Source organism: Rhodoferax sp. RT4P68, from assembly GCF_056521305.1.
Genome location: NZ_JBWMBB010000003.1, coordinates 141,942 through 166,807, shown reverse-complemented (window position 1 = coordinate 166,807; position 24,866 = coordinate 141,942). Strand labels below are relative to the sequence as shown.

General features: G+C 71.0%; 21 protein-coding genes. 15 read left to right on the top strand and 6 right to left on the bottom strand.

Annotated elements, in window-relative coordinates; all coding sequences use genetic code 11:
- Positions 1 to 92: 92 nt before the first annotated feature.
- Complete coding sequence (locus tag AC099J_RS07295) at positions 93 to 866, bottom strand: GntR family transcriptional regulator (protein WP_479614570.1); 774 nt, start codon at positions 864 to 866, stop codon at positions 93 to 95.
- Between the two features lie 90 nt (positions 867 to 956).
- Between AC099J_RS07295 and AC099J_RS07290 the strand changes: the two genes are divergently transcribed.
- The 7 genes from AC099J_RS07290 (at position 957) to AC099J_RS07260 (ending at position 8,664) form a co-directional block, all read left to right on the top strand.
- A complete protein-coding gene (locus AC099J_RS07290; RefSeq protein ID WP_479614569.1) occupies positions 957 to 1,943 on the top strand; it encodes a Bug family tripartite tricarboxylate transporter substrate binding protein in 987 nt (328 codons plus the stop codon).
- Positions 1,944 to 2,048: 105 nt separating this feature from the next.
- Positions 2,049 to 2,813 carry a sulfite exporter TauE/SafE family protein gene (locus tag AC099J_RS07285; protein WP_479614568.1) on the top strand — a complete coding sequence of 255 codons (765 nt, stop codon included), beginning with the start codon at positions 2,049 to 2,051 and terminating at the stop codon, positions 2,811 to 2,813.
- A 53-nt stretch (positions 2,814 to 2,866) separates the two neighbouring features.
- A complete protein-coding gene (locus tag AC099J_RS07280; RefSeq protein ID WP_479614567.1) occupies positions 2,867 to 4,258 on the top strand; it encodes an amidohydrolase family protein in 1,392 nt (463 codons plus the stop codon).
- Positions 4,259 to 4,315: 57 nt separating this feature from the next.
- The gene (locus AC099J_RS07275; protein WP_479614566.1) at positions 4,316 to 4,999 is read left to right on the top strand and encodes a histidine phosphatase family protein; all 684 of its coding nucleotides are present in this window, start codon (positions 4,316 to 4,318) and stop codon (positions 4,997 to 4,999) included.
- Positions 5,000 to 5,168: 169 nt separating this feature from the next.
- Positions 5,169 to 6,269, top strand: a complete 1,101-nt coding sequence (locus AC099J_RS07270; protein WP_479614565.1) for a hypothetical protein — start codon at positions 5,169 to 5,171, stop codon at positions 6,267 to 6,269.
- A gap of 109 nt (positions 6,270 to 6,378) precedes the next feature.
- Positions 6,379 to 6,984, top strand: a complete 606-nt coding sequence (locus tag AC099J_RS07265) for a diheme cytochrome c-553 (RefSeq protein ID WP_479614564.1) — start codon at positions 6,379 to 6,381, stop codon at positions 6,982 to 6,984.
- 72 nt (positions 6,985 to 7,056) lie between these two features.
- Positions 7,057 to 8,664, top strand: coding sequence for a sigma 54-interacting transcriptional regulator (locus AC099J_RS07260; RefSeq protein WP_479614563.1), 1,608 nt, complete (start codon positions 7,057 to 7,059; stop codon positions 8,662 to 8,664).
- Between the two features lie 63 nt (positions 8,665 to 8,727).
- Here the strand turns inward: AC099J_RS07260 and AC099J_RS07255 are convergent, their stop codons facing one another.
- The 3 genes from AC099J_RS07255 to AC099J_RS07245 all read right to left on the bottom strand — a co-directional run bounded on the left by AC099J_RS07255 (position 8,728) and on the right by AC099J_RS07245 (position 13,143).
- Positions 8,728 to 10,389 (bottom strand): phospholipase D-like domain-containing protein, encoded by a 1,662-nt coding sequence (locus AC099J_RS07255; protein ID WP_479614562.1) that lies wholly within the window; start codon positions 10,387 to 10,389, stop codon positions 8,728 to 8,730.
- Entirely contained in the window at positions 10,386 to 12,299 is a 1,914-nt protein-coding gene (locus AC099J_RS07250; RefSeq protein WP_479614561.1) for a sensor histidine kinase, read from the bottom strand. The genes AC099J_RS07255 and AC099J_RS07250 overlap by 4 nt, the downstream gene beginning before the upstream one ends.
- Before the next feature lie 169 nt (positions 12,300 to 12,468).
- Positions 12,469 to 13,143 carry a response regulator gene (locus tag AC099J_RS07245; RefSeq protein ID WP_479614560.1) on the bottom strand — a complete coding sequence of 225 codons (675 nt, stop codon included), beginning with the start codon at positions 13,141 to 13,143 and terminating at the stop codon, positions 12,469 to 12,471.
- Between the two features lie 263 nt (positions 13,144 to 13,406).
- Here AC099J_RS07245 and AC099J_RS07240 point away from each other — a divergent pair, with 263 nt between their 5' ends.
- The 5 genes from AC099J_RS07240 (at position 13,407) to AC099J_RS07220 (ending at position 17,837) form a co-directional block, all read left to right on the top strand.
- Complete coding sequence (locus AC099J_RS07240; protein ID WP_479614559.1) at positions 13,407 to 13,676, top strand: hypothetical protein; 270 nt, start codon at positions 13,407 to 13,409, stop codon at positions 13,674 to 13,676.
- Positions 13,677 to 13,689: 13 nt separating this feature from the next.
- Positions 13,690 to 14,127, top strand: coding sequence for a nitrogen fixation protein (locus tag AC099J_RS07235; RefSeq protein WP_479614558.1), 438 nt, complete (start codon positions 13,690 to 13,692; stop codon positions 14,125 to 14,127).
- 81 nt (positions 14,128 to 14,208) lie between these two features.
- Positions 14,209 to 14,340, top strand: coding sequence for a hypothetical protein (locus tag AC099J_RS07230; RefSeq protein ID WP_479614557.1), 132 nt, complete (start codon positions 14,209 to 14,211; stop codon positions 14,338 to 14,340).
- 76 nt (positions 14,341 to 14,416) lie between these two features.
- Complete coding sequence (locus AC099J_RS07225) at positions 14,417 to 15,652, top strand: HlyD family secretion protein (protein WP_479614556.1); 1,236 nt, start codon at positions 14,417 to 14,419, stop codon at positions 15,650 to 15,652.
- Positions 15,653 to 15,695: 43 nt separating this feature from the next.
- Positions 15,696 to 17,837 (top strand): peptidase domain-containing ABC transporter, encoded by a 2,142-nt coding sequence (locus tag AC099J_RS07220; protein WP_479614555.1) that lies wholly within the window; start codon positions 15,696 to 15,698, stop codon positions 17,835 to 17,837.
- A gap of 27 nt (positions 17,838 to 17,864) precedes the next feature.
- On the opposite strand, the gene AC099J_RS07215 is transcribed toward AC099J_RS07220, so the two are convergent.
- Positions 17,865 to 19,367, bottom strand: a complete 1,503-nt coding sequence (locus AC099J_RS07215; protein WP_479614554.1) for a Fic family protein — start codon at positions 19,365 to 19,367, stop codon at positions 17,865 to 17,867.
- A 315-nt stretch (positions 19,368 to 19,682) separates the two neighbouring features.
- On the opposite strand from AC099J_RS07215, the gene AC099J_RS07210 reads away from it, so the two are divergent.
- Complete coding sequence (locus AC099J_RS07210; protein WP_479614553.1) at positions 19,683 to 21,251, top strand: tannase/feruloyl esterase family alpha/beta hydrolase; 1,569 nt, start codon at positions 19,683 to 19,685, stop codon at positions 21,249 to 21,251.
- A 16-nt stretch (positions 21,252 to 21,267) separates the two neighbouring features.
- Here AC099J_RS07210 and AC099J_RS07205 read toward each other — a convergent pair whose 3' ends face one another.
- Complete coding sequence (locus AC099J_RS07205) at positions 21,268 to 22,806, bottom strand: vWA domain-containing protein (RefSeq protein WP_479614552.1); 1,539 nt, start codon at positions 22,804 to 22,806, stop codon at positions 21,268 to 21,270.
- A gap of 125 nt (positions 22,807 to 22,931) precedes the next feature.
- On the opposite strand from AC099J_RS07205, the gene AC099J_RS07200 reads away from it, so the two are divergent.
- Positions 22,932 to 23,561: a sigma-70 family RNA polymerase sigma factor gene (locus AC099J_RS07200; RefSeq protein ID WP_479614551.1), complete on the top strand. Its 630-nt coding sequence runs from the start codon at positions 22,932 to 22,934 to the stop codon at positions 23,559 to 23,561.
- Positions 23,558 to 24,769, top strand: a complete 1,212-nt coding sequence (locus tag AC099J_RS07195) for a hypothetical protein (RefSeq protein WP_479614550.1) — start codon at positions 23,558 to 23,560, stop codon at positions 24,767 to 24,769. The genes AC099J_RS07200 and AC099J_RS07195 overlap by 4 nt, the downstream gene beginning before the upstream one ends.
- The last annotated feature ends 97 nt before the right edge of the window (positions 24,770 to 24,866 follow it).

Sequence of the window (24,866 nt, the reverse complement as noted above, 5' to 3'; positions counted from 1 at the left end):
CACGGGGCCGGGGGCCGCGGAAAATGCCGCGGCGAGTCTACGTCGGCTCGCCCCGGCGTCTGGCTCCGGATCTGCCAACAATCACCACCCCCTCAGCCCCCGCTGCGCGCCGTCGTCAACTGGTAGCGGAACAGGTCGCTGCGGTAGACCGTGTGCTCGTAATGCAGCGCCGCGCCATCGGCCGCATGCACCACACGCTCGACCTGCAACACGGCACTGCCCGGCGCCACGGCCAGTTGCCGGGCCTGGGCCGGTGTGGCCAGCGCGGCGCCGATCGACAGGTCGGCGTGGTGCACGGCCAGGCCCAATTCGTTCTCGTAGATCGACAGGATGTCGCGGTTGGCCAGATCGGCGCGCGCCAGGCGCTCGCCGATGGCCAGCGGCATCCACGAGTGGTTCAGCGACAGCGGCTCGCGGTTCAAATAGCGCAGCGTCTGCAACTGCATCACGCCAGCGCCCTTCGCCAGACCCAGATGCGACGCCACCTCGGCGCTGGCCTTGCCAGGCTTGAAGGCCAGCACCCGGCCGTGCACGTTGCGCCCCTCGCCGGCCAACGATTCCGACAAGCCGCGCAGGCGGGTCAGGTCCTGCGCCACGGCCGGCTGCGCCACGAAGCTGCCCTTGCCGTGGGCCTTGACCACCAGGCCCTCCTTCTGCAGGTCGTTCAATGCCTGGCGCACGGTGATGCGGCTGACACCGTACTGCGCCGTCAGCTCGGCCTCGGACGGTAGCCGGTCGCCGGGCGGGCGGCGGCCGTCCAGGATCTCAGCCTTCAGGCGGTCGCGCAGCTGCGCATACAAAGATTGGGCGGAATGCACCAATCCCGAGCGCGCAACCGGCGCGGCACGCGGCTTCAGGCCTGGCATGGTGTTTGCACTACTTGTTCTAACTTGTCATAACAAGTTAAATTCGCGCCATGGTGGTGCGTTCTTTGTTCGACAGCTCTGGAGTGGATCATGAAACAACCGAAGTTCTGGATGAAGGCGGCCCTCACCGCCGTGCTGGCTGCCACGGCGGCGACGAGTATCGCGCAGGGGTCGTGGCCCAGCGGGCCGGTCACGGTGGTGGTGCCCTTCCCGGCCGGCGGCAGCGTGGACGTGGCGGCCCGCATCGTGCTGCCGCGCCTGGCCGAGCGGCTCAAGCAGCCCTTCGTGATCGAGAACACCGCCGGCGCGGCCGGCACCATCGGCACGCTGCGGGCGGCGCGCGCCAAGCCGGATGGGCAGACCCTGCTGTTCGCCGTGGCCAGCCCGATCAGCGTGGCGCCGCTGGTCTCACCGGGCACCGTCAAGTACGACGCGCTGAAGGATCTGGTGCCGATCTCGCCGGTGGCCGTCTCGCCCTTCGTGCTGGTGGGCAAGCCAGCCATGGAGCCCAGGACCACGGCCGAACTGCTGGCGCTGATCCGCAAGGAACCCGGCAAGCTGAACTACGGCACGGACGGCGTGGGCACATCCATGCACGTGACGGCCGAGCTGATCAAGCAGAGCGCCAAGCTGGACCTGGTGCATGTGCCGTACAAGGCCGGCACGCAGGTGCTGACCGAGCTGGCCGGCAACCAGATCGAGCTGGCTGTGTTGCCGGTGACGCTGGCGCAGCCGTTCATCAAGGACGGCAAGGTCAAGGCCTACGGTGTCAGCTCGCGCCAGCGCTGGGCTTCGTTGCCCGATGTGCCGGCGCTGGCCGAGACGGCCGACCTGAAGGGCGTGGAGATCGAATCGTGGTATGGCCTCTTGGCCCCTGCGCAGGTCGACCGCGCCATCGTCGAGCGCCTGGCGGTCGAGACCGCCGCCGTGCTGGCCGAGCCCGAGATCCAGCGCAAGCTGGGCGATGCGGGGCTGAAGCCGTTCTCGCTGACGCCGGCGCAGTTCGCCGCGTATCTGGCGAAGGAGAAACAGGCGCTGGCGCCGGTGGTCTCTGCTGCCGGGATCAAGCTGGACTGATGACGCTTGCGCGCAAGGCCCCGCCGTCATGAGCGCCGCGCCGGGCCGCCCCAAGCAAGCTCGCTCCCGCCTGGCGGGACAGGCCGCAGGCCGAAGGGTGCACCCATGAGCATCGCCGTCATCGCCCTCACGCTGTTCGCCGGCCTGTGCGTGGGCCTCACGGGCATCGGCGGCGTGCTGGTCGTGCCGGGCCTCAGCGCGCTGGAGGGCATGCCGCTGACGCGGGCGGTGCCTGCGTCCACGCTGGCCTTTTTGTTCACCGGCGTGATCGCCACCTGGAAGCTGCAGGCCGCCCGCCGTGTGGCGCCGCCGATCAGCACTGCCGTTCAAGACCGCCGCGCGCTGTTGGCATTGATGGCCACGGCGCTGCTGGGGGCTGCGCTCGGCGCGCTCAGCCTGCGTTGGGTGTCGGGCACCGGCATGCACCTGGCGCTGGCGGCGCTGGCGCTGGGCAGCGGGTTGCAAAGCCTGCTCGGGCGCGTGGTGCCGGAGACGGCGGTGCGCCGGCTCTCCCCCATGGCGATGGCCGGCATCGGCCTGGCCGTCGGCCTGGGCTCGGCCTGGTCGGGCACCGGCGGGCCGATCCTGCTGTTGCCGGTGCTGATGGTGCTGGCGATGCCCACGCGCGAGGCCATCGCCATGGCACAGGCGGTGCAGCTGCCGATCGCGCTGGCGGCCACCGCGGTGAACTGGTGGACCGGTCAGCTGGACATCGCGCTGGGCGTGCTGTTGGGGGCTGTGCTGGTGGTCGGCTGGCTGGCCGGCGACCGGCTGGCGGCGCGCATGCCCATCGCGCAGCTGCGCCGCATCCTGGGCTGGCTGCTTGTGCTGCTGGGCCTTTGGTACGCCCTTCACACATTGAACGTTTGAGAGGCAATCGCTTGAGCAATCGCCTCTCAAGTTCTGAACTGACGGAGAACGACATGAACCCCGACACGTTGCGCCAGGCGCTGCAGGCCGACGCGCTGCTGCTGGCCCCCGAATGGATGCTGCTGGACGAGGGCCCGGTGCAGGGCCAGGCGCTGCACATCGCCGCCGGCACCATCACGGCTGTGGCGCCGCTGGCCACGCTGCGCGAGCGCCACCCGCAGCTGGTGCCGCTGGTGCTGCCGCAGCGGCTGCTGATGCCCGGTTTCATCGACGTGCACCACCATCTCACGCAGTCGTTCGGCAAGGCGCTGGCGTTCGGCGAGCCGTCCGAGATCTTCCGCCGCATCTGGGTGCCGCTGGAGGGCAGCCTGGACGCGCGCAGCCTGCACCTGGCGGCCAAGCTGGCCTCGCTCGAAGCGCTGCGCGGCGGCTTCACCACCGTCTGCGATGCCGGCACCCGCGCGAAGGAGGGGCTGGACGCGATCACCCAGGCCACGCGCGAGGCCGGCATCCGCTGCGTGCTGGCGCTGACCTGCAACGACGCCGGTGGCGACGAGGCTGGCCGCCTTGCGCTGCTGGCGAAGGCCGAGGCACACCTGGCGGCCTTCCCCGGCCAGCCGCTGCTGCACCCCTCACTGGCCATCTCCACGCCAGAGGCCGCCAGCGATGCGCAGTTGCACGCCATCGCCCAACTCTCGGGCGAGGCCGGCGTGGTGTTCCAGATCCACGTCAACGAGCACCTGGCTTCGGTCGAACGCTCGCTGGTGGCGCGCGGCCAGCGGCCGATGGAGCACCTGGCCGCCGTCGGCGCGCTCGGCCCGCAGACGCTGGTGGCGCACGCCACGCTGGTCACGCCGCACGAGCTGATGCTGATGCGCGACTCCAACACCGCCGTGGCCTACAACCCCGTGGCCAGCAGCTGGAAAGGCAACGCCGTCGCCAACGCGCCGCTGATGGCCGCGCTGGGCATCCGCTTCGGCTTGGGCACCGACGGCACGCGCAGCGATGGCTTTCGGTTGATGGACGCAGGCGAGACCGCGCAACGCTTGACGCAAGGTCTGGCCACCGGCGACTCGTCCTGCGGCGGCGGCTGGCTGTGGCCGCAGCACGCAACCGCGGGCGGGGCAGATGCAGCCGGCTTGTCGAAGGTGACCGGTCGCATCGCGCCCGGTCTTGCCGCCGACCTGCTGGTGCTGGATCTGGATGTGCCCGAGCTGTGCCCGTCGTGGGACCTGGGCTGGGAGCTGGTGCGCCTGGCCGCACGCGACCAGATCGAAGCCGTGCTGGTGGCCGGCCAGCTGCGGCTGTGGAAGGGCTGGCCGGTGGACTGGGACGCCCGCGCGCTGATGGACGAGGTGCGCGAAGTAGCGCGGCACGACGTGGCCAAAGCGCCGATCCACAAGGTGCACCCGCTGTCGCACCAGCACCGGGCGGGGCGCCACTGAAGCGGCCCGTCGCTGCCGGGACAAACCGGCCCGGCGCGCTCCCGTACAGTGCGTCGCATGGGAACCCTCTACCTTGTGCGCCATGGCCAGGCCTCGTTTGGCGCGGATGATTACGACCAGCTCAGCGAACAGGGCCAGCGCCAGGCGGTGCGACTGGGCGAGTACTTCGCGTTCAAGGGCATCGCCTTCGAGGCCACGCTGATGGGCACGCTGCGGCGCCATGCGCAGACGCTGGACGGCATCCAGCAGGGCCTGCAGGCAGCTGGCCTGTCGCCCGCGCCCGCGCCCACGGCCTGGCCTGGGCTGAACGAATACGACAGCGCCGCCGTGATCGCCACCGTGCACCCCGAGCCGCTGGGCAAGGCCAACACGCCCGAGCTCTACAAGCACCACTTTCGCCTGCTGCGCAAGGGCCTGGCGCATTGGATGGCGGGCCAGGGCCAGCCAGCCGGCATGCCCACGTACGCTGACTTTCGCGCCGGCATCGCCGCCGTGCTGGACCACGTGCGCACGCAGTGCACGGGCAACGTGCTGCTGGTCTCCAGCGGCGGGCCGATCTCCACCGCCGTGGGCATGGTGCTCGGCACCACGCCGCAGACGACGATCGACCTGAACATGCGCATCCGCAACAGCGCGGTCAGCGAGTTCGTCTACACGCCGAGCCGGCATGTGTTGATGACCTACAACACGCTGCCGCATCTGGACCACCCGGACCACGCGGACTGGATCACCTTCGCGTAGATGGAGAACATCCCCCCAGGCGGCTGCGCCGCTCCCCCCTTCTGCTGCGCGAAGGGGCGCGCACCCAGCGGCCTGGCAGAGCCAGTTCCGCGGGTGCTCTGGCCTGGGCGCGTTGTTTCTAGCGCAGCGGGCTTGCATGGTGCAGGCTGTCCAGCGTGACAATGGGCCGGTGACCTCGCCCGATCAGCCCGGCATCCGCATCCACGACCCCGCAGCCCAGGCCACCGTGCAGCAGCTGCTGCACCAGCACGGCCTGGTCGACGCCTGCAACTTTTCAGCCGACGCCTCTTCGTTGCAGCTGCACCTGAACGGCGCGCTGGCCGCGCTGTGGACACCGGAGCACGACACGCTGGGCCTGGCCGAGACGCTGGGCCTGGACACCCCCGCCGATGCCGACGACCTGGAGCGCGAAGTGCTGGTCGCCATGCTCGCCGCGCCAGTGTGCTTTGCGTTTGCCAGCGTGGACGAGCTGATCTCGGCCGTGCGCATGCGCCGGCGCATTGCCCAGGCCGCCAGCCGCACGGCGCTGTCCTTCGACACCAAGGCGATCGAGCGGCCCGAGGAAGACTGGGTCTACGACGCGCCGCGCGGCTTCCTGCTGCGCCCGGGCCGCGACCTGATCGCCGCGCTGCGCACCGCCACGCAGCCTGAGGTCTCGGGCCGGCTGTTCTCGTTCTCGTGCTACCGCGCCACCGAGTACGTGCTGCTGCTCGGCATCGCCGAAGAGCTGCGCGAATGCCACCCCGCACTGCTGGACCGGCTGCAGGACCATTGCCAGCACGACGCGATCCGCTCGGCGCGCTTTCGCGACGTCTTCCTGCACGAATACGGCAGTGCGGCCCAGCCGCTGCCGCCGCGCTATTGCGTGCCGGGCGACCGGCTGTGGTTCCGCAACCCCGACGAACGCTCGGCCGAAGTCACCGGCTACGAGGGATCGTGGGTGCTCTACATGGGCGGCGGGCTGTTCAGCAACTTCTGGCAGCGTGGGCGGCCCTTCACGTTGACCAGCAAGGCGCTGGAGATCTTCCACTGGCGCCATGGTGTGGTGCCCGGGGCCGACGGCACGCCGGCGATGGACGAGAAGCTGGTGGCCCGGCGCGTGGCCGCCTCGCTGGAAGACCCGGCCGCCGTCGCCGCCATCCTGCAGCGCATGCTGCGCCTGCGTGACCCCAAGGGCGTGTACGCCGAAGGCGGCTGCATCGATGCCACGCGCGAGCAGCCCCGCGCTGTGCGGCCCGGCAGCGCCGACATCCGGTTGCCGCCGCTGTAGTGGCGCAGCCCCCATCCACGGCCAGCACGCCATGCGCGCTGGCCAGGCCGGCAGGACGCGGCCCCTGCCGCCACCGCTGTACAGCCACTCCTACGAGGACGAACCCACCATGCCCCACCGCCCGCCCCGCGCAAGCCGTCCGGCCGTGCTGCCCTCGTTGCCCTCGTTGCCCTCGTTGCCCATGCTGACCGCCGCAGTGGCCGCCCTGCTGGCCGCGCTGTCGACGGTCAGCCACGCCGCCCCGCCGGATTCACCGCTGCTGCGCGGCGCCTATCTGGTCAAGGCCTTCGGCTGCGTCGACTGCCACGCACCACACACGGCCGGCCCCAAGGGCCCACAGCCCGACCTGGCGCGCGGCCTGTCCGGCCACCCGCATGACCTGCAGATGCCGCCACCACCGGTGGCGCGCGGGCGCTGGCTGTGGGGCGGCGCGGACGTGAACACCGCGTTCTGGGGGCCATGGGGCGTCAGCTACGCCAGCAACCTCACGCCCGACCCCGCCACCGGCCTGGGCTCCTGGACACCGCAGAACTTCGTGCAGGCGCTGCGCCGCGGCCAGCACGCCGGCAGCGGCCGGCCGATCCTGCCGCCGATGCCCTGGCACGCCATCGGCCAGCTCGATGAGGCCGACCTGCTGGCCATCTTCAGCCATCTCATGGCCCAGCCGCCGGTCGTCAACGCCGTGCCCGCGCCGCAGCCACCCGCAAGGCGCTAGCCGCAGCTACCGCTACCGCTACCGCTACCGCTACCGCCACGGTACACGGCACGGTCCTTGCACCGACCGGCCATGGCCCTTTCGCCCAAGCCCGCAGACCCCGAGCCGCCCTGGCGCGCGCAGGAGCTGCTGCTGATGGGCGAGGTCGTGCGCCTGATCGGGCGCAGCCTGGCGCCCGAAATCGTGCTGCGCGAGATGCTGCACCTGATGTCCGAGCTGCTGGGCCTGAACCGCGGGCGCATCGTGCTGGCCGAGCCAGGCAGCACGCCCGGCCGCGACGGCGCCAGGCCGGCCCGCATCCGCTACGCCTATGGCCTCACGCGCGCGGAGATGGAGCGCGGTGTCTACGCCGCAGGCGAGGGCATCACCGGCCACGTGTTGGCCGCCGGCCAACCCATGGTGGTGCAGGACATCGACGCCGAGCCGCTGTTCCTGGCGCGGGCCGTGGTGCGTGCCCAGCTGCCGCCCGAGACGGTGGCCTTTCTGGCGCTGCCGATCGAGGTCGGCCACCGCACCGTGGGTGTGCTGGCCTGCCACCGCATCCGCAGCCGCATGCGGCATCTGAACGACGACCTGGCGCTGCTGCGCATCCTGTCCACCCTGGCCGGCCAGGTGCTGCAGCTGCAGGATCTGATGCAGGAGAAGACACGCGCACTGGAGACGCGCAACGCGCTGCTGACGCACGCGCTCGATTCGGCCGCGGCGCGCTACGGCATCGTTGGCAGCTCCACCGCGCTGCTGCGCGCGCTGGACGAGCTGGAGCGCGTGTCGCAATCGCAGGCCAGTGTGCTGCTGCTGGGCGAATCGGGCACCGGCAAGGAGCTGTTCGCCCGCGCGCTGCACCTGGCCAGCCAGCGCCGCGATGCGCCGTTCATCAAGGTCAACTGCGCGGCGATTCCCGAGGCGCTGATGGAGTCGGAGTTGTTCGGCCACGAGAAAGGCGCCTTCACTGGCGCCGTGGCTGCGCGCGCCGGCTGGTTCGAGCAGGCCGACGGCGGCAGCGTCTTTCTCGACGAGATCGGCGACATGCCGCTGGCCATGCAGACCAAGCTGCTGCGCACGCTGCAGGAGGGCACCGTGGTGCGCCTGGGCGGCACGCGCGAGATCCGGGTGGACGTGCGGCTGGTGGCCGCCACGCACCGCGACCTGGCCCTGGCCACGCAGCAGGGGGGCTTTCGGCAAGACTTGTTCTACCGGCTCAACGTGATCCCGATCCGCCTGCCCGCGCTGCGCGAACGGCCCGAGGACATCCGCCTGCTGGCGCTGCATTTCCTGAACCGCGCCAACCAGACCCACCAGCGCAACGTGCACCTCACGCCGTCGGCGCTGGACCTGCTGCAGCAGCAGGACTGGCCGGGCAACATCCGCGAGCTGTCCAATGTGGTGGAGCGGCTGGTGCTGCTGACCGACAGCGCCCATGTCTCGACGGCAGAGATGCGCCGCTTCCTGCCGGGCGCTGCCGCCCTCTTCGTGCCGCCGGCGCCGCCCTACCCGTCCGTGCGCGCCGCCCGCACCCCGCTCGGCCCGCTGGTGCGCGACTACCTGCCCGCGCATTCGCACACTGCCGAGCAGCTGGAACAGGCGCTGGCGTTGCACAACGGCAACCAGTCGCGCGCGGCGCAGGCGCTGGGGCTGACGGTGCGGCAGTTCGGGTACCGGCTGCGCAAGGCGCGCCGGTAGGGGCGCTGCCATCGGCCTCGGACTGCCGCCCCGGCCTGCCCCACCACGGATCCCCCACAGCCGCTACAGCAAGCGCTGCACCAGCCGCCACATGCGCGCGGCGGGCTCGGTCTGGCGCTGCCATTCCTGCGCCGCCTCTGGCGACAGCCGTGTCCAGCAATCGCAATGCACCCGCGCCTGGCGAAAGGCCGTGGTGGCCTGGCCGCCGGGGTCGCGCAGCACCAGCAGGTTGTTGCTGTCGTACAGCTCGCTGCGCGGGTCCAGGTTGTAGGAGCCGATCAACAGCCACTCCTCACCGATGACCGCCGCTTTGGTGTGCAGCGAACCCAGGCCGCTCTGCAGTTCGTAGACGTGGACACCGCCGGCGATCAGCGCGCCCAGCGTCTGGAACGCGGCCACGTTGACCGGCCGCAGGTCGGTGGAGGCCAGCGAGTTGGTGTAGATGTTGACGGTGAGCCCGGCGCGCGCGGCGTCCAGCAGGCTGCCCCGCAGCGCGGCCAGGCTCTCGCTCTCGCCGGACAGGAACAGGTAGGCGTTGACGATGTCGATCACACCCCGGCCGCGTGCGGTCTGCGCACGGATGCGCTGCACATAGGCCTGGGTGATGGCCGTGTCGCCGCCTGGCGCGCCCAGGTTGTTGACCAGGTAGCCCTGCAGCATGGGCAGCGGACCGGGCACGCGCACGAAGGCGTCGGCGCGCAGCGGCTCGGGGGTGGGCGGCGCGTCCTGCGGCTGCGCCTCGGCCGGGGTCGGCTGCGCCGGCTGCGAGGGCTGCGTGGGCTCCTTCGTTGGCGTCGGCGCCTCCGGCTGCGGCAGCTGCGTCAGCTGCGTCAGCTGCGGCAGTTGCGCCAGCACCAGCGGGTCGGCCTGCTGCACATCCACACCCTCGGCCCACAACGCCTCGAAGGCCGTGCGCTGGGCGTGGCTGGTGCCGCTGGCGTCGCAGGCGTGCACGTCCGTGTCCTGGAACGGGCGCGCCTTGCCAGGCGCATTGCGGTGGTAGGCGTCGGCCAGATTGCGGCCGCCCATGATGAAGCAGTGCCCATCGGCCAGCAGCAGCTTGTGGTGCGTCCAGTGCATGAAGCCGTGCAGCTCGGCCAGCAGGTGGCGCACCTGCGGCGCCCAGGGCGCACCCTCGGCCGGCGTCAGCGCAGGCAGCATGCGCATGGCGCTGGCGCCCAGGGCTTCGGCCGGCTGCTGCTGCAGGCTGGCCAGCGCGGTGGCGACTTGTGGTGGAAACAGCGGGCTGCCTGTCAGCGCCGCCATCACCAGATGCGGGTTGGCGCTGGTCAGCCCAGCGATGAAGCGCGGCCCGTCGATGCCGGCCGCATGCAACGCGGCGCGCAGGCCCGGGGTGGGCGCGCCGCGGCGCCGCACCTCGATGCCGGGGTGCGCGGCCAGGGCCTGCAGCATCGCGGTTTGCCGGTAGGTCTGGAACCAGTCGACCAGCAGCCGCACGCGCACGGCCGGCTGCCGCCGCCCGGCGTCGACCAGGTCCTGCAGCAGCGCCTGCGTGCTGGCGTCGTCCTCGACGATGAAGTAGGCCAGGTCCAACGTCCCGCGCGCGCTGGCGATCAGCGCGCGCTTGGCCTGCCAGGCCTCGTCGTTGTCAGTCAGCAGGTGAACCTGCGTGAAGCGCTCCAGCGCGGGTTCGTCCGCAGCCGGGGCCGGGCTTGCGGCCAGCACCAGGCACAGGGCGGCCAGGCAGCGTGTGAACGCGGTCATGGTGCGTCTCCAGGGGTGGGCGGTGGGGCTGAAGGCATGCCTGCGCCCGCCAAGGGAATGTCGATCTGCACGGCCGTGCCCTCGGGGCTGCTGCGCAGGCGCAGGCGCAGGCCCAACTCGTCGGCGCGCCGCTGCATGCCGGACAGGCCACGGCCCGGCTTGATGGCCGCGGGCTCGTACCCGTGGCCGTCATCGCGCACGACCAGCACGATGTGGCCGGGCCGCCGGCTGGGCGCGGTCTCGACATAAATGGCACTGGCGTGCGCATGGCGCACGGCGTTGTGGATCGCCTCCTGCACGATGCGCAGCACCTGCAGCGCCATGGCCGGCGGCAGGGCCAGCGTGTCGGGCAGCGCGTCCATGTTCCAGTGCAGGCGCAGGCCGATGGCCTCCAGCCGCGGCTGCAGGCGAAAGCGCAGATTGCCCAGAAGCGAGACGAACTCGCCGGTGCCCGAGGCGGATGCGTCCACGATCAGCCGGAGCTCGTCGGCGCAGGCGCGCAGCGCGCTGGCGAACGTGGGGCCGTCGACCACGCCGCGCTCGGCCATGCGCAGCGCCGCACCGATCTGCAGGCCCAGGCCGTCGTGCATGTCCTGCGTGATGCGCTGGCGCTCGTCGAAGGCGGCACGCGCGCGTGCCAGCTCGGCCTGCGCCGCCGCACCGGCCGAAGCGACCACGCGGTCGACCAGCATCCAGGTGATCAGCAGCACCAGCGGGATGCCCATGGTGTGCGCGATGTAGCTGGCGTCGAACGGCACGATGTTGGCCGTGATCAGCAGCTCGCGCACCGTCAGCGGCACATACAGCCAGGCCACCAGCGCGGCCAGCACCGCCGGCACCGAGCGCGCCCGCAGCGCGTGGCGCGTGGAGACGATCAGCAGCGCGGCCGAGCCCGGCAGCCAGATGGCCAGCCAGATCGCGATCACCCAGGCCAGCGGTACCCAGCCCTGGAAGGCCGCAAAAATGCCCAGCGTGCCCAGCACCCCCATGGCCACCAGCGCCAGTTCCACACGCGGCCAGCGCAGCTGCGTGAGGCGCAGCAGAAAGGGCGTGAAGCAGATGAAGAACCAGCCCTGTGCCGAATAGACGACCAGCGCGTAGGTGGTGGGCGGCAGCGGCACGTCCTGCACGAAGTAGTTGGCATAGCGCACGGCCCAGGCCAGCATGGCCAGGCCGAACAGGCCGTAGATCGCCTCGCGTCCCATGCGCCACCAGCAGACGATGCCGATGAACGCGGCCACCAGCGCCACTGCGCACGACACCAGCGCGCCCTGCACGTGCAGCGCAAACACGTTGGCATGCTGCTCGCGCAGCAACGGCGCGTCGCCCACCTCCACCGTGCCCAGCCCGCCGTTGGCATTGCGCAGCGCGTACAGGCGCACATGCAGCACGTTGGGCCCGGCGTGCAGCAGCGCGGCCGGCACCTCGACGAAGAACGGGTGGTTCCAGTTGCGCGTGACCGGCTCGGCCATGCGCCCGCCGGACAGCACGCGCACGCCGTTGACGAAGAGCTCGCCGTTCATCGACAGGCGGCGGATCAGAATGCCGACGCCCTCCTGCGCACCAGGCGCGGCGGGGTGGTGGGTGAAGCTCATGCGGTACCAGCCGATGCCTTGCGCCTCACGCCGCGTGGCCGACCAGTTGTCGGGCAGTGGGACCTCTGCCCAGTCGGCGCTGTCGGGTGGCGGCGTGGCGTCGCCCTGCAGCACGAAGCGCGCCTGCGAGATGGATGCGGTCCGCGCATCCGTGTCGGCCGCGCCGCCCGGCAGCCACGCCGCCAGCGCCCACAGCAGCAGGCACCAGAGCGCCACCATGCCGGCACGCGTGGCAAGGGCCGCACGCCCCTGCGCGCCGCGCGCCTTGCGCCGCTCCCAGGCCGAGACGGGGTAAGGAAGCGGCCCAGGGTTCATTCGAACACCCCCACGCTCCCCGCTGCGCGAGGTTCGCTGCCCCCCGAGGGGGCGTGAGCTTGCTTGGGGCGGCCCGGCGCTTCGCACGTGGCCCCCACGCTCCCCGCTGCGCGAGGTTCGCTGCCCCCCGAGGGGGAGCGAGCTTGCTTGGGGCGGCCCGGCGCGTCGCTCATGCCCAATCCAGCAGCCCAAGCTGCCGCGCCTCGTAGACAGCCTCGGTCTTGCTATGCACGTCCAGCTTGCCGTACAGGTTGCGCACGTGGGCCTGCACCGTGGTCGTGGTGATGCCCAGGCAGGCGCCGGTCTCCTGGTAGCTGCAGCCGCGCGCCACGAGGCGCAGCACCTCCATCTCGCGCGGCGTCAGCGCGTCGACGGCGACCGGCGCACGTGCTGCGCGGGCGGGCCGCGGCGACTGCGCCTGCCAGCGGGCCAGCAACTGGCGCGCGATGATCGGCGACATCGGCGAGCCGCCGGCCTGCAGGTCCAGCACGTGGCGGGTCAGCTCGTCCTGCGTGCCGTCCTTCACCAGGTAGCCGCAGGCGCCGGCCTCGAACGCCTGCACCATGTGTGCGGCGTCGGCGTACGACGAGATGACCATCACGTTGCAATCGGGCCGCACGCGCCGTGCGTGGCGGATCACCTCCAGCCCCGGCAGATCGGGCAGGCCCAGGTCGACCAGCAGCACGTCGACGGGGTTCTGGTCCAGCCAGCGCTGCATGTCGCGGGCCGTGCTGCAGGCCTGCAGCAACTGCAGTTGAGGGTTGGCGCCGATGGCCTGCACGAAGCGTTCGCGCACATCGGCTTCGTCTTCGACCAGGGCCACGGCAATGGGGGAGCTGGACATGGCATTCCTCGGAGTGCGGGCCAGACGACGGCCCGGCCACAGCCTGAGCTTGAGCGCAAGTGCGCGCCGCCGCAAGAGTGCCGACGCCGATGCGTTGTCAGAACTGATGAAGTCGGCGTGCCGACGCGGCCGAGGGCGATCTCACTACGGCCTTTTAACGATGTGGCTTCGCAGGGTGGCACCTAGTCTTGCTTCACGGTGACCGGCGCACGGCGCGGCCGGACCGGTGACCGGATTGCAACCACCACCCACAGGAGTACGTCATGACGACATCACAGAAGCTGAGAGAACAAGACCTGCCGCAATTGGCAGGCGCTGCCGTGGACCGCGCGCTGGCCGCACGCCAGACCCTGACCGAACTGAGCGCTGAGGAAGCCGACCAGGTCGGCGGCGCACTGACGATGCGCGGCCCGTTGCTGCAGGTGCCCGTGTTCACGATCAAGCCCGGTGACTGGGCCGGCCCTCTGCTGGCACAGGCCAGCCAGATGCTGCAGACCCCGGTGATCAACGTCGGCGGCATGCAGCGGTTCTGAGGCGGCGAACACCATGGCCTCCGATCCATCGCTGCTGTGCCCGAGCGCGCACCCGGACATGGCCGGCGCGCGCGTGTTTGCCGTCGTCGGCGGCACGGCCGACGCGCCGCGCGCCGACTACCTGGAGCACGCCGTGCCGCTGACCGACGAGGTGCGTGCGCTGGCGCAGCCGGTGGATCCGGCCGAGGTGTTCCGCGTCGCCTCGCCCTGCGTGCAGGGCGCCTGCCAACACTTCGACGGTGGCGAGCAAATCTGCCGTCTGGCGCGCAAGACGGCCACGCTGGCACCCATCGTGGTGGAGCGCCTGCCGCGCTGCGCCATCCGGCCGACATGCCGCTGGTGGGCGCAGGAAGGCGTCTCGGCCTGCCGGCGCTGCCCGCAGGTGGCGACGCTCAATTTCACGCCCGGTGACGCGATGCGCGCGGCGGCCGACCCGGCCGTCTCGCTCTAGCCACAAGGCTGCCGTGCGGTCACGGCGGTCACGCCGCGCGGCAGCTTCCTCATCCGTGACCGCCAGGCAGGGGAGATGACCATGGTCGAGCTCAATGAACAGCAAGTGGTGGAAGTCAGCGGCGGCAAGCTGCCGATGAGGCTCTACCCCACCAGCTTCACGGGCCCTGCGCTGTACGTCGACGGCGTGTTTTGGGGCTACTTGAACCCGTAACGACGATGCGCCTGGGGCCCCGGGCCGCCACACAGTGGCCCGGGGCCCCAGCGCCCGATCCGACCAGGAGATTCCCATGTTCCGCCTCGAAGCCCTGCGCCACCAGCACAGCCGATTGACCGGCGAGGTGCTGCTGGCGCCATTGCCCAGCCACCGGCTGCTGGTGGCCTGCGCCGTGGCGGCCGCACTGCTGCTCGTGGCCTTCGGCTTCTGGGGCCAGTACACACGCAAGGAACACGTGACCGGCTACTTGGCGCCGGCGGCGGGGCTGGTCAAGGTGTTCACGCCGCAGGCCGGGCAGATCGCCAGCCTGCGCGTGGCCGAGGGCCAGGCCGTGCGCCAGGGCGAGGTGCTGCTGGTCGTCTCCAGCGAACGCGCCACCACCGGCCAGCGCGACACGCAGACGGCGGTGCGCCAGGCCGTGGCCCAGCGCCGCGACAGCCTGCGCCGCGAACAGGCGAAGCAGGCCGAGATCGACGCGCTGAACGCCAGCACACTCGCCCAGCGCGTGCGCAGCCTGGAGACGCAGCAGGCGCAGGCGAAGGACCAGCTCGACCTGCACGCCAGCCGCATCGCCAGCGCCGAGCGCAGCCTGCGCCGCGACGAGACGCTGGTGGCCGAGAAGTTCTTGTCCGAGGCCGCGCTGCAGCTGAAGCAGGAGGCGTTGATCGACCTACGCGCGCAGCTCTCCAGCCTGCGGCGCAACGCCACCGCACTGGCCAGCGAGCTGGCATCGGCGCGCAGTGACCTGAGCGCCAGCACGCTGCGCCACGGCAACCACGCAGCGGGGCTGGACCGCCAGATTTCCGAGCTGGACCAGCAACTGACCGAGGCCGACGTGCGCCGCAGCGTGGTCGTCACCGCGCCGCTCGACGGCACCGTCACCGCGCTGCTGGTCGTGCCTGGCCAGCAGGCCGAGCCCGGCGCGCCGTTGCTGTCCATCCTGCCGGCGGGGGCCGAGCTGCAGGCGCAGCTGTTGATGCCCACGCGCGCCGCCGGCTTCATCCGCACCGGCCAGTCGGTCGCGCTGCGCTACCAGGCCTTCCCCTACCAGCGCTTCGGCCACCACGTGGGAGAGGTGTTGCAGGTGGGCCGCTCGGTGATCCAACCCGGCGAGACGAGCCTGCCGCTGACCCTGGCCGAGCCCATGTACCGCGTGACTGTGCGCCTGCCGGCGCAGCAGGTGCAGGCCTACGGCGAAGGCATGGCGCTGCGCGCCGGCATGGTGTTCGACGCGGACGTGTGGATCGACCGGCGCCGCATCGTCGAGTGGCTGTTCGATCCCCTCTATTCGGTGACCGGCCGGGTGTGACCACCGCAGTGCCGCCCCAGGGCGCGCAGCACGGAGATATTCCATGGGCTTGCTGAACTTCTCGCTGCGCCACGACACCCCCGTGATCGTGCAGACCGAAGCCGCGGAGTGCGGCCTGGCGTGCCTGGCCATGCTGGCCGCGCACCACGGCCACCGCGTCGACCTGCCGACTTTGCGCAGCCGCCACGCGGTCTCGCTCAAGGGCTCGACGCTCTCCGACCTGATGCGCGTGGCCGGCGCGATGGACCTGGCACCGCGGCCCTTGCGGCTGGACCTGGACCACTTGGCCCAGCTGCAGCTGCCCTGCGTGCTGCACTGGGATTTCAACCATTTCGTGGTGCTCGTGCGTATCCATGGTGACCAGCTGGTCGTGCACGACCCGGCCGTGGGCCGCCGCGTGCTGCCGCTGCAGGAGTTTTCGCGCCACTTCACCGGCGTGGCGCTGGAGGCGCGGCCCACGCCCGCCTTCCAGCCGCGCATCGAGCGGCAGCGCGTGCGGCTGATGGCGCTGGTCGGCAGCCTGCCCGGGCTGGGCGGCGCGCTGGGCCAGGTGCTGCTGCTGGCCATCGTGCTGCAGGTGCTGGCCATCGCCGGCCCGTTCCACATGCAGTGGGTGGTGGACCAGGCGCTGGTGGCGCACGACCGCGACCTCGTGGCCGTGCTGGGCGTCGGCTTCGTGCTGCTGGCGCTGCTGCAGACGGGCGTGACAGCCCTGCGTGCCTGGCTGCTGATCGTGCTGGGCACGCAGCTGAACCTGCAGCTGATGACGCGGCTGCTGCGCCACCTGCTGCGCCTGCCGATGGCCTGGTTCGAGAAGCGCCACGTGGGCGATGTGATGTCGCGCTTCGAATCACTCGGCGTGCTGCAGCGCACGCTGACCACCAGCTTTCTGGAGGCGCTGATCGACGGTGTGATGGCGCTGACCACGCTGGCCATGATGCTGGTCTACAGCCCGCAGCTGGCGGCCGTGGCCGTGGGGGCGGCCGTGCTCTACACCTCGCTGCGCGTGGCCTTGTATGCGCCGGTGCGGCTGGCCACCGAAGAGCAGATCGTGCGCGGCGCGCGCCAGCACAGCCACCTGCTGGAAAGCGTGCGCGGCATGCAGAGCATCAAGCTGCTGGGCCGCGAGGAGCAGCGTGGCTCCACCTGGCAGAACCTGGTGGTGGACGAGTTCAACGCCGGCATCCGTGCCAAGCGCCTGGCCCTCATCTACCAGACCGGCCAGGGCGCGCTGTTCGGCATCGAGAACGCCGTCACGCTGTGGCTGGGCGCGTTGCTGGTGCTGGACGTGGCGCAGGGCTCGGCGTTCTCGGTCGGCATGCTGTACGCCTTCGTTTCCTACAAATCGCAGTTCATGCAGCGCACCGCCGCGCTGGTGGAAAACCTGCTGCAGCTGCGCATGCTGGGCCTGCACACCGACCGCGTGGGCGACATCGCGATGGCGCCGGCCGAGCAGGCCGCCGGCACCGACCCGGGTGACGCAACGCTGGGCGACGTCAGCATCGAACTCAAGAACGTGTCGTTCCGACATGGCGACAACGAGCCCTGGGTGCTGCAGGACTTCAATCTGCGCGTGCAGGCAGGCGAGTCGGTCGCCATCGTCGGGCCTTCCGGCTGCGGCAAGACCACGCTGGTCAAGTTGATGCTGGGCCTGCTGCAGCCCACCGCCGGCCACATCGAGATCGGCGGGCGGCCGCTGGCGCACGTGGGCCTGGCGGCGTGGCGCGGCGCGGTGGCCAGCGTGATGCAGGACGACCAGCTGTTCGCAGGCTCCGTCGGCGAGAACATCAGCTTCTTCGAGCCCGCGCCCGACCACGCGCACATCGAAGCCTGCGCGCGGCTGGCCGCCGTGCACGAGGACATCGCCGCCATGCCGATGCAATACAACACGCTGGTGGGCGACATGGGCACCGTCCTGTCGGGCGGGCAGAAGCAGCGCATCCTGCTGGCCCGCGCGCTGTACCGCCGGCCGCGCGTGCTGATCCTGGACGAGGCCACCAGCCACCTGGACATCGCACGCGAGCGCAGTGTGAACGAGGCGGTGCAGAGCCTGGCACTGACGCGGATCATCGTAGCGCACCGGCCGGAGACGATTGCGTCGGCAGACCGGGTGGTGATGGTGGCGGGCGGGCAGGCGCAGGTGGCCGTGCTGGCGGCGGCGGGGGTGGTGGCGCGGGTGGAATGACGAGCGCGTGCGGGGTTCAGCCCACCGTTATGCGGTCCCTGCTGCAGAGCCATCCCCGGCGGCAGCCAGCACATCCCGGACCGCAGCCTCCAACAAGTCAAACACGCTTGCCGGCACACGCTCGGCAAAGCGCTTGCGCTTCTTGTTCGAGATCACACCGCCACCATCCAGGCAGATGATGGCCAGCGTGGCCAGGTCGTTGTTGCGGATGTCGATCTGCGCATCCACACGGCGCGTCACCGCGTCGAACCGCGCCAGGAAAATCGTCTCCTGCTTCAGTTCCACATCCAGCGCCTGCTCGGCCATCTGGAAGCCGAACTCGACGCAGCGTGTCGCGTCCCAGTAGCGAAAGATGGCCTCGTCGGTCTTGAACTCGAACCGGTAGTCGCCCTCGTCGATCCAGGTCACCTGTACCCGCTCGCGTGCTGGCCTGGAGTAGCTTTGCAGCACGGCCAGATACTCCGCCTCGTGGCGCTTCATGGCCACCGACACCGGCAGCAACTGCCCCTGGGCAAGCCGACCGGACGCGCACAAAGCCTGGTGGAACAGAAAGCGCGACAAGCGCCCGTTGCCATCCATGAACGGGTGCAGGAACACGAATCCGAACGAGGCGACGCTGGCCGCCACGATGGGGTCCACATGGCGCGGCGCCTCGGTGGCGAACTGCATCCACTCGTCCATCAGCGCCGGCAGCAAGGCCGGCCAGGGCGGCACGTAGGTGACGCCGGCCGCGCCCCGGCCCGCGCCGCGCAGCCAGTTCTGCTCGGTGCGGAACTGCACGGCCTTGTCGAGTGGATTGATCACGGTGGCCGATTGCAGCTCCGCGAGGTAATCCTCCGTCAGCGGTCGCGCCTGATGGGCCATCCGGAGCAGCTGCACGAAGGCCCTGGCCTTGTCTTCGCTCGGCTTCTCGTGCTCGATGGCGTAGGAATCCTCGGTCTCGTGCAGGTAGGCCCACTCCAGCGCGCGGTCGAGCAGGGCCGGCCCCAGGCCCTGCAGGAAGGCGTCGGTACGGACCAGCACGTTGGCGGCCATGCCACGCTCGATGTCCGGCGTGCGCCGCACGGTGGCGCAGTAGCGTGGCGTGCCGAGGCCGTTGAAGTTGACGCGCCACCGGGGATCGCGCTGCGGCGGGCCGGTCACGTACTCTTCGGGCGCGAACACGTCGACATAGCGACCCGCTACCTGTGGCTGCTCGACCAGCGGCTGGCCCATGAACGATTCCCACAGGTGGGCCAGTACGCGCACGTAGCGGCCGTTTGGCGTCTGCGCCACGGCGGCGCGCATGCGGTCCGAGGGGACATGCGGGATGGCCTGGGACAGCACCTGCAGGTTGGTGCCCTCGTGCTTGAGGGCGAACAGCAGGTGGTCCAGCACGTCGCCTGCGGCAGGCGCCACGTGCGCGGGCACAGCCAACAGACCTTCGGCGGGCATCACACGCGTGACCAGGCGCACCCGTGCCGGCCGCTCGATCTCGAATGCGGTGAGTGACAGATGCTGCAGCAGCCACGCGTAGCCAACGACGTCCATATTTCCTTCAGCGAGCCACGTTTTCTTTCATTATCTGGGTCGAATCTCATTTTTCGTTCATTTTGGCCCAAGTGCGCCGTAGCGCTGACCTCGCGTTTCCTCTCACTTCCGCTGCCGCTTCCCAGTTTTCATTCACTGCCTCAAGTGCCCTCCTGTGGTCGCTTGCAGCAGGCAAGCCGACGCGCAAAAAGTAAGCAAATGTTCGAGTGCGGACTACGCGGGAAAACCCCGCTGCACAGCGACTGCCCTTTGCGGTGCCATCAGCCCCGCGTGCCATTTGCATCAGTACGCGTACAAATCACCACAGGAGACGACATGCCGAGCCCCTCAGCACGACCGCTTTTCCGACTCACCCTGGCCACCCTCGCCGCCGCCGCCCTGGTCGGCTGCGGCGGTGACGACGACGACCCACCCACCGGCAGCGACGTGACGGCCGCCCAAGCCTGCACGCTGCTGGCCGGCAAAACCCTGGGCGGCGCCACCGTGGCCACGGCCGCCACCGTGGCTGCCAGTGGCGCGACGCCGCTGTACTGCAAGGTCAACGCCACCATCGCGCCGCAGCTCAACCTTGAACTGCGCCTGCCCGAAACCTGGAACGGCAAGCTGCACTACGGCGGGGGCGGGGGCTACAACGGCGCCATTCCGGCCCTCGCGGGCCCCAACCTGAGTGCGCTCATGCAGGGCTATGCCACCGTGAGCAGCGACTCGGGCCATAGCGGCAACCTGCTGTCGGCCGCATTCGCGCTGAACGACACCTACGCGGCCAACCTGTTCGGCTCGCTCTCGGTGCCCACGGTGCTGTCGTCGGCGCGCGAGATGGTGCAGTCAGCCTACGGCAAGGCGCCGGACAAGTCGTACTTCGAGGGCTGCTCGAACGGCGGGCGCGAAGGGCTGATGGCGGCGCAGCGCAACCCCAATCTGTTCGACGGCATCATCGCGCGCGCACCGGCCTACAACTGGGTCGGCTTCATGGGCCAGTTCAACCGCACGGCCAAGGCGCTGGCGGCGCCGGGCGGCAGCTTCAGCGCGGCCAAGGTGGCCACGCTGGCCGCTGCGGTGCGCAACGCCTGCGATGCGGGCGACGGCATCGTCGACGGCGTGGTGGCCAACCCGCAGGCCTGCACGTTCGACCCGGCGGTGCTGCGCTGCGCCGGTGGCGCGGACACCGGGGACAGCTGCCTGTCGGATGCGCAACTGGCGGCCGTCACCTCATGGACGGGCACCGCCTCGTGGGCCGGCGGCGCCTACACCAACGCCGGCTGGGCGCTGACCGGCAACGAGGACGACCCCGGTGCCTGGGCCGCCTGGGTCACCGGCCCCGGTGGCAACGTGCAGGGCGCGCTGCAGTTCCTGTTCCAGGACACGACAGTCAAGAACTACCTGGCGCGCGACCCGGCGCAGGATTCGCTGACCTACACCTGGGACAGCAACCTGAACGCCGTCTACGCGCTGGCAGCGCTGAACGACGCGACCAACACCGACCTACGGCCCTTGATGAACAGCAACGCCAAGCTGATCCTGTGGCACGGCGGCAATGACGCGGCGCTGAGCCACAAGGCGACCACGGCCTACTACCAGGCCGCGACCGCCGCCGTGGGCGGCCAGGCGGCGATGGACGGCTTCGCCCGTTACTACATCGCGCCGGGCGTGGGCCACTGCGCGGGTGGCCCGGGCGCCGACGATGCCAACCTGCTAAGCGCGCTGGACGCCTGGGCCAGCGACGGCACGGCGCCAGGCACGCTGACGGCCAGCAAGCTGGTGGGCGGCAACGCACAGTTCACACGCCCGCTGTGCCGCTATCCGCAGTACCCGCGCTACACCGGGCCGGCGAACAGTGCCGCAGCGGCGGCTCTGGCGGCGAACTACACCTGCACGGCGCCCTGACAGACTGGCGCACACCTCACTCGGTGGTCTGCAAGGCCGCCAGTTCGTCGCGCACCAGCCGCACGATCAGGCGGTCCAGCGTGTCGACAGAGTAGTTGCGCACGTCGTGCACGGTCTCCCGGCCAGGGCCGCTGGCGGGGCGCCGGGCATCGGCATAGGTCAGGAACACAAATCGCCCGCCGGTGTACTGCGCGATCTGGCGCTGGATGTATTCGCCCTGCCGGTCCAGGCCGCTGGCGCCCACGCTGAACACCTTGATGCCCTTGCCCAGCGCGGCCTGCATGTCTTCGTCGTACTGCGGGCCGCCTGCGTTCAGGTGCGGCGGCGCATCGGCCAGCAGCAGCACCATGCGGGTCGCGCCATCACCACGCCAGCTGAGTTGGTGGACGGTCTCGTGCAGCGCCTCGTTCATGGCCTCGGGGTAGTCGCCGCCGCCTGCCGCCTGCAGCCGGTTCAGCACGCCCTGGAAGGCACCCAGGTCGTTCGTGAAATCGTGGCTGCGCAGCACGAAGGCGTCGCCGTGGTCGCGGTAGGCCACCAGCGCGAAGCACAGGTCGGGCTGGCTCGGCAGGCCGGCCACCTCGTCGGCGATGCTGCGCAGGCTGGCCTTGAGCTTGTGGATTTCATCGGCCATGGAGCCGGTGGCGTCGATCAGAAAGACCAGGTCCAGCCGCGCACGGGCGGGGCGCGAGGCGCCGTCCAACCGCAGTTCCATGGCGCTTTTCTGGCCGCGCTGCAGGTAACCGCGCGTCTGCAACCCGTTCTGGCGCGCCGTCACCTCGTAGACGCGGGAACGCTGGGTGTCGAATGCGTCCGGGTGCAGCCACACCTGGCCGGCCGCATCGGTACGCGCCCAGGCCGCCTGGCCCTGCGGAGACCGCACCAGCACCTCGGCATCGGCCACGCCGCGGCTTTGCGCATCGCGCACTTGCAGCAAGGTGCGCTCGCGGATGTCGCGCGCGCGGTGCGGCACCTGGGTGCGGTCGCGAAAGGCCAGGTACTCGGCGAAGCCGGCGTTGTCGTTGACGACACCGGCGGTCACCGGCCCCGGCACGGGCGCGGCCTGCCGTTGGGGTGCCATGCCGGCCTCGGTTGGGGCCTGCTTGCGCGAGAACAGCGCATCGTCGCGCGCTGTCCGATCTCGGTCGGCGGTGCTCGACTCCGGCGATGCCGGTGCCGGTGCCGCTCCGGCCGGCGCAGGCACGCGCGACGAGCGCGCGCTCGACATGTCTGCGCGCGCTTCCCCGGGCATTGCCTCGCGCGGTTCCCCGCGCAGTTCCTCTCGCTGCCCCGCGGCACGGCCGGGCACCTCGCGCGTCTGGGGCGGCCGGGCGCAGTGCTCGGCGCTGGGCGCCTGGAAGTTGGGCCGTTGGCGCAGGGGCGCGAAGCCCCCGGGCGGCGCGAGGTCTGGCACCGGCACGGTGGCGACAGGCTGCGGCGCCGGGTCTGGCCAGAGTTCGCGGCCGGGCTGCGCGGCGCAGGCCGAAAGCGCCAGCTGGGTGCACAGCACGGCCGCCAGGCGACGTTGCAGGACGAGGGACAAGGGCGTGGGCATCGATGGCTCCGGTGGTGGCGATGGATGTCTGTACGGCCGGGCACGCCGTGCGGGGTTGAAAAATCTCGCCGTCGTTAACCCCAGGCGCGCCCGATCGCCGTAGAACGTGGTGTGAGAATCCATCGATGCCGCCGCGCCCCACAGACGACATGCCCGACGAGGCGTTGATGCAGGCCTACGCAGGCGGTGACGAAGCCGCTTTCGAACGGCTGTACGCGCGCCACGAGGCGGCCTTGTTGCGCTTCGTGCGCCGGCTGCTCGGCACGCGGCTCGCCGCGCAGGCGGACGAGGTGTTTCAGGACACCTGGATGCGCATCATCGCGGCCCGTGCCTCATTCGACGCCGGGCGTGCGCAGTGGCGCACCTGGGCCTTCACCATCGCCCACAATCTAGCCATGGACCGGCTGCGCACGAGTGGCCGCGAACACAGCATCGACGATGCCGCGCCGCACGGTGACACGGACACCGACCCTCTGGATTGGCTGCAGGAGGCGCTGGACCTGGCCCACCCGGCCACCGACGACCTGGCCCACTGGCGCGCGGCCGGACGGCAACTGCTGGAGTGCCTGGATGCGCTGCCTGCGGCGCAGCGCGCCGTGTTCCTGTTGCACCACGAAGACGGCAGCAGCGTGGAAGACCTGGCCGCACGCCTGGGCCTGGGTTTCGAGACCGCCAAGAGCCGTTTGCGCTACGCGCTGGCCAAGCTGCGCGGCTGCATGCAGCACTACCTGGCGCCACCGGGAGCACCGTGGTGACGAAGCCCGCGCCCGAGGCGACGCACCTGCGCGACGCGCGATTGCGCAAGGCGCTGGAACATGCGCCCGACGCGCACGCCGCCGCGCCGGCGGCCATTCGCGAGGCCATCCTGCGCCAGGCCCGCCAAGCCGCCGCGCCGGTCGCAGCAGCGGCCACGGCTGTATCGCCATCGCCCTGGTGGAAGCGGATGCTCGGATCGCCCCCGCGCGCACGCCGGCCTTGGAACACCGCCTTCGCCTCGTTGCTGCTGGCCGGTGTGGTCGTGGGCCTGTGGTGGGACCGCGAGGTGCCTGGCCCGCAACCCGATGCCAGCACACGCGACCTGCCGGCGGCCATGCCGCCGCCCGTGTCCGTCGCACCGGCTCCATCCGCTGCGCCGTTACGGCCGCCTGCTCCTGCTCCTGCTCCTGCTCCTGCTCCTGCTCCTGCTCCTGCTCCTGCTCCTGCTCCTGCTCCTCCCCTTGCTCGTGCACCCACGCCCGCAACCGGACGCACTGATGCGCGCGACGCCGCGCAGCCCCGGCCGCCAACACCTGCGCCGATGCGCCGGGAAGAATCGAAGGCGGCGGCATCGGACGACATGCCGGCGCCGCCACCCATCGCCACGCAAGAACGCAGCCGCGCCAAGCAGTCCGCAGCCGGAGCATCGGACGCCACGGCCACCGACGCCACGCGCCCGCCACCCGAGCCTGCGGCGCTGCGCGGCGCGGCTGTGCCCCGGCCGGAAGGCGACGTGCGGTCTTCGCGCATCGCGCAAGCAACGACCACACCCGGCGCGCCGCCGTCGGCAGCGCCACGCGGTCAACTCGGCGAGAGCGATTTGGCGAGCAGTCGCAGCGCGGCGCCCGCAACAGCAGCAGCAGCAGCAGCGCAGGAGCCTGCAGCCGCACTGGCAGCCGCCAGCTGGGCCGCGCTGCAGGTGCTGCCCGGCGCCGGGCCGGCGCGCATCCGCAGCGATGTGCCGGCAGCAGTCGCCCAGGCCATCGATCTCATGCTGAACACGGGCCCCACGGCTGTGCCGGCGGACGACCCCGTGTTGCTGCAGATCGTGCTGCTGCACGACGGCGGCCGGCCGCTGGGCCGGCTGGACCTGGGCAGCCACAGCCTGCGCTGGACGCCATCAGGCTCCGCGACACCCCGCGCCTTCGCAGCGCGCGTGGAGCCTGCACTGTCCCTGCGGGTGCGTGAAGGGCTCGCGCTGAAATGAGGTGGGGCGCCGTCGCCAGCGACCGCGCCTCTCCAGCTCCTTCTCGCTTCCTCGGGCGCCCAGGCAAGTGATTCGCCTGCGGTCGCCACATCGCAGC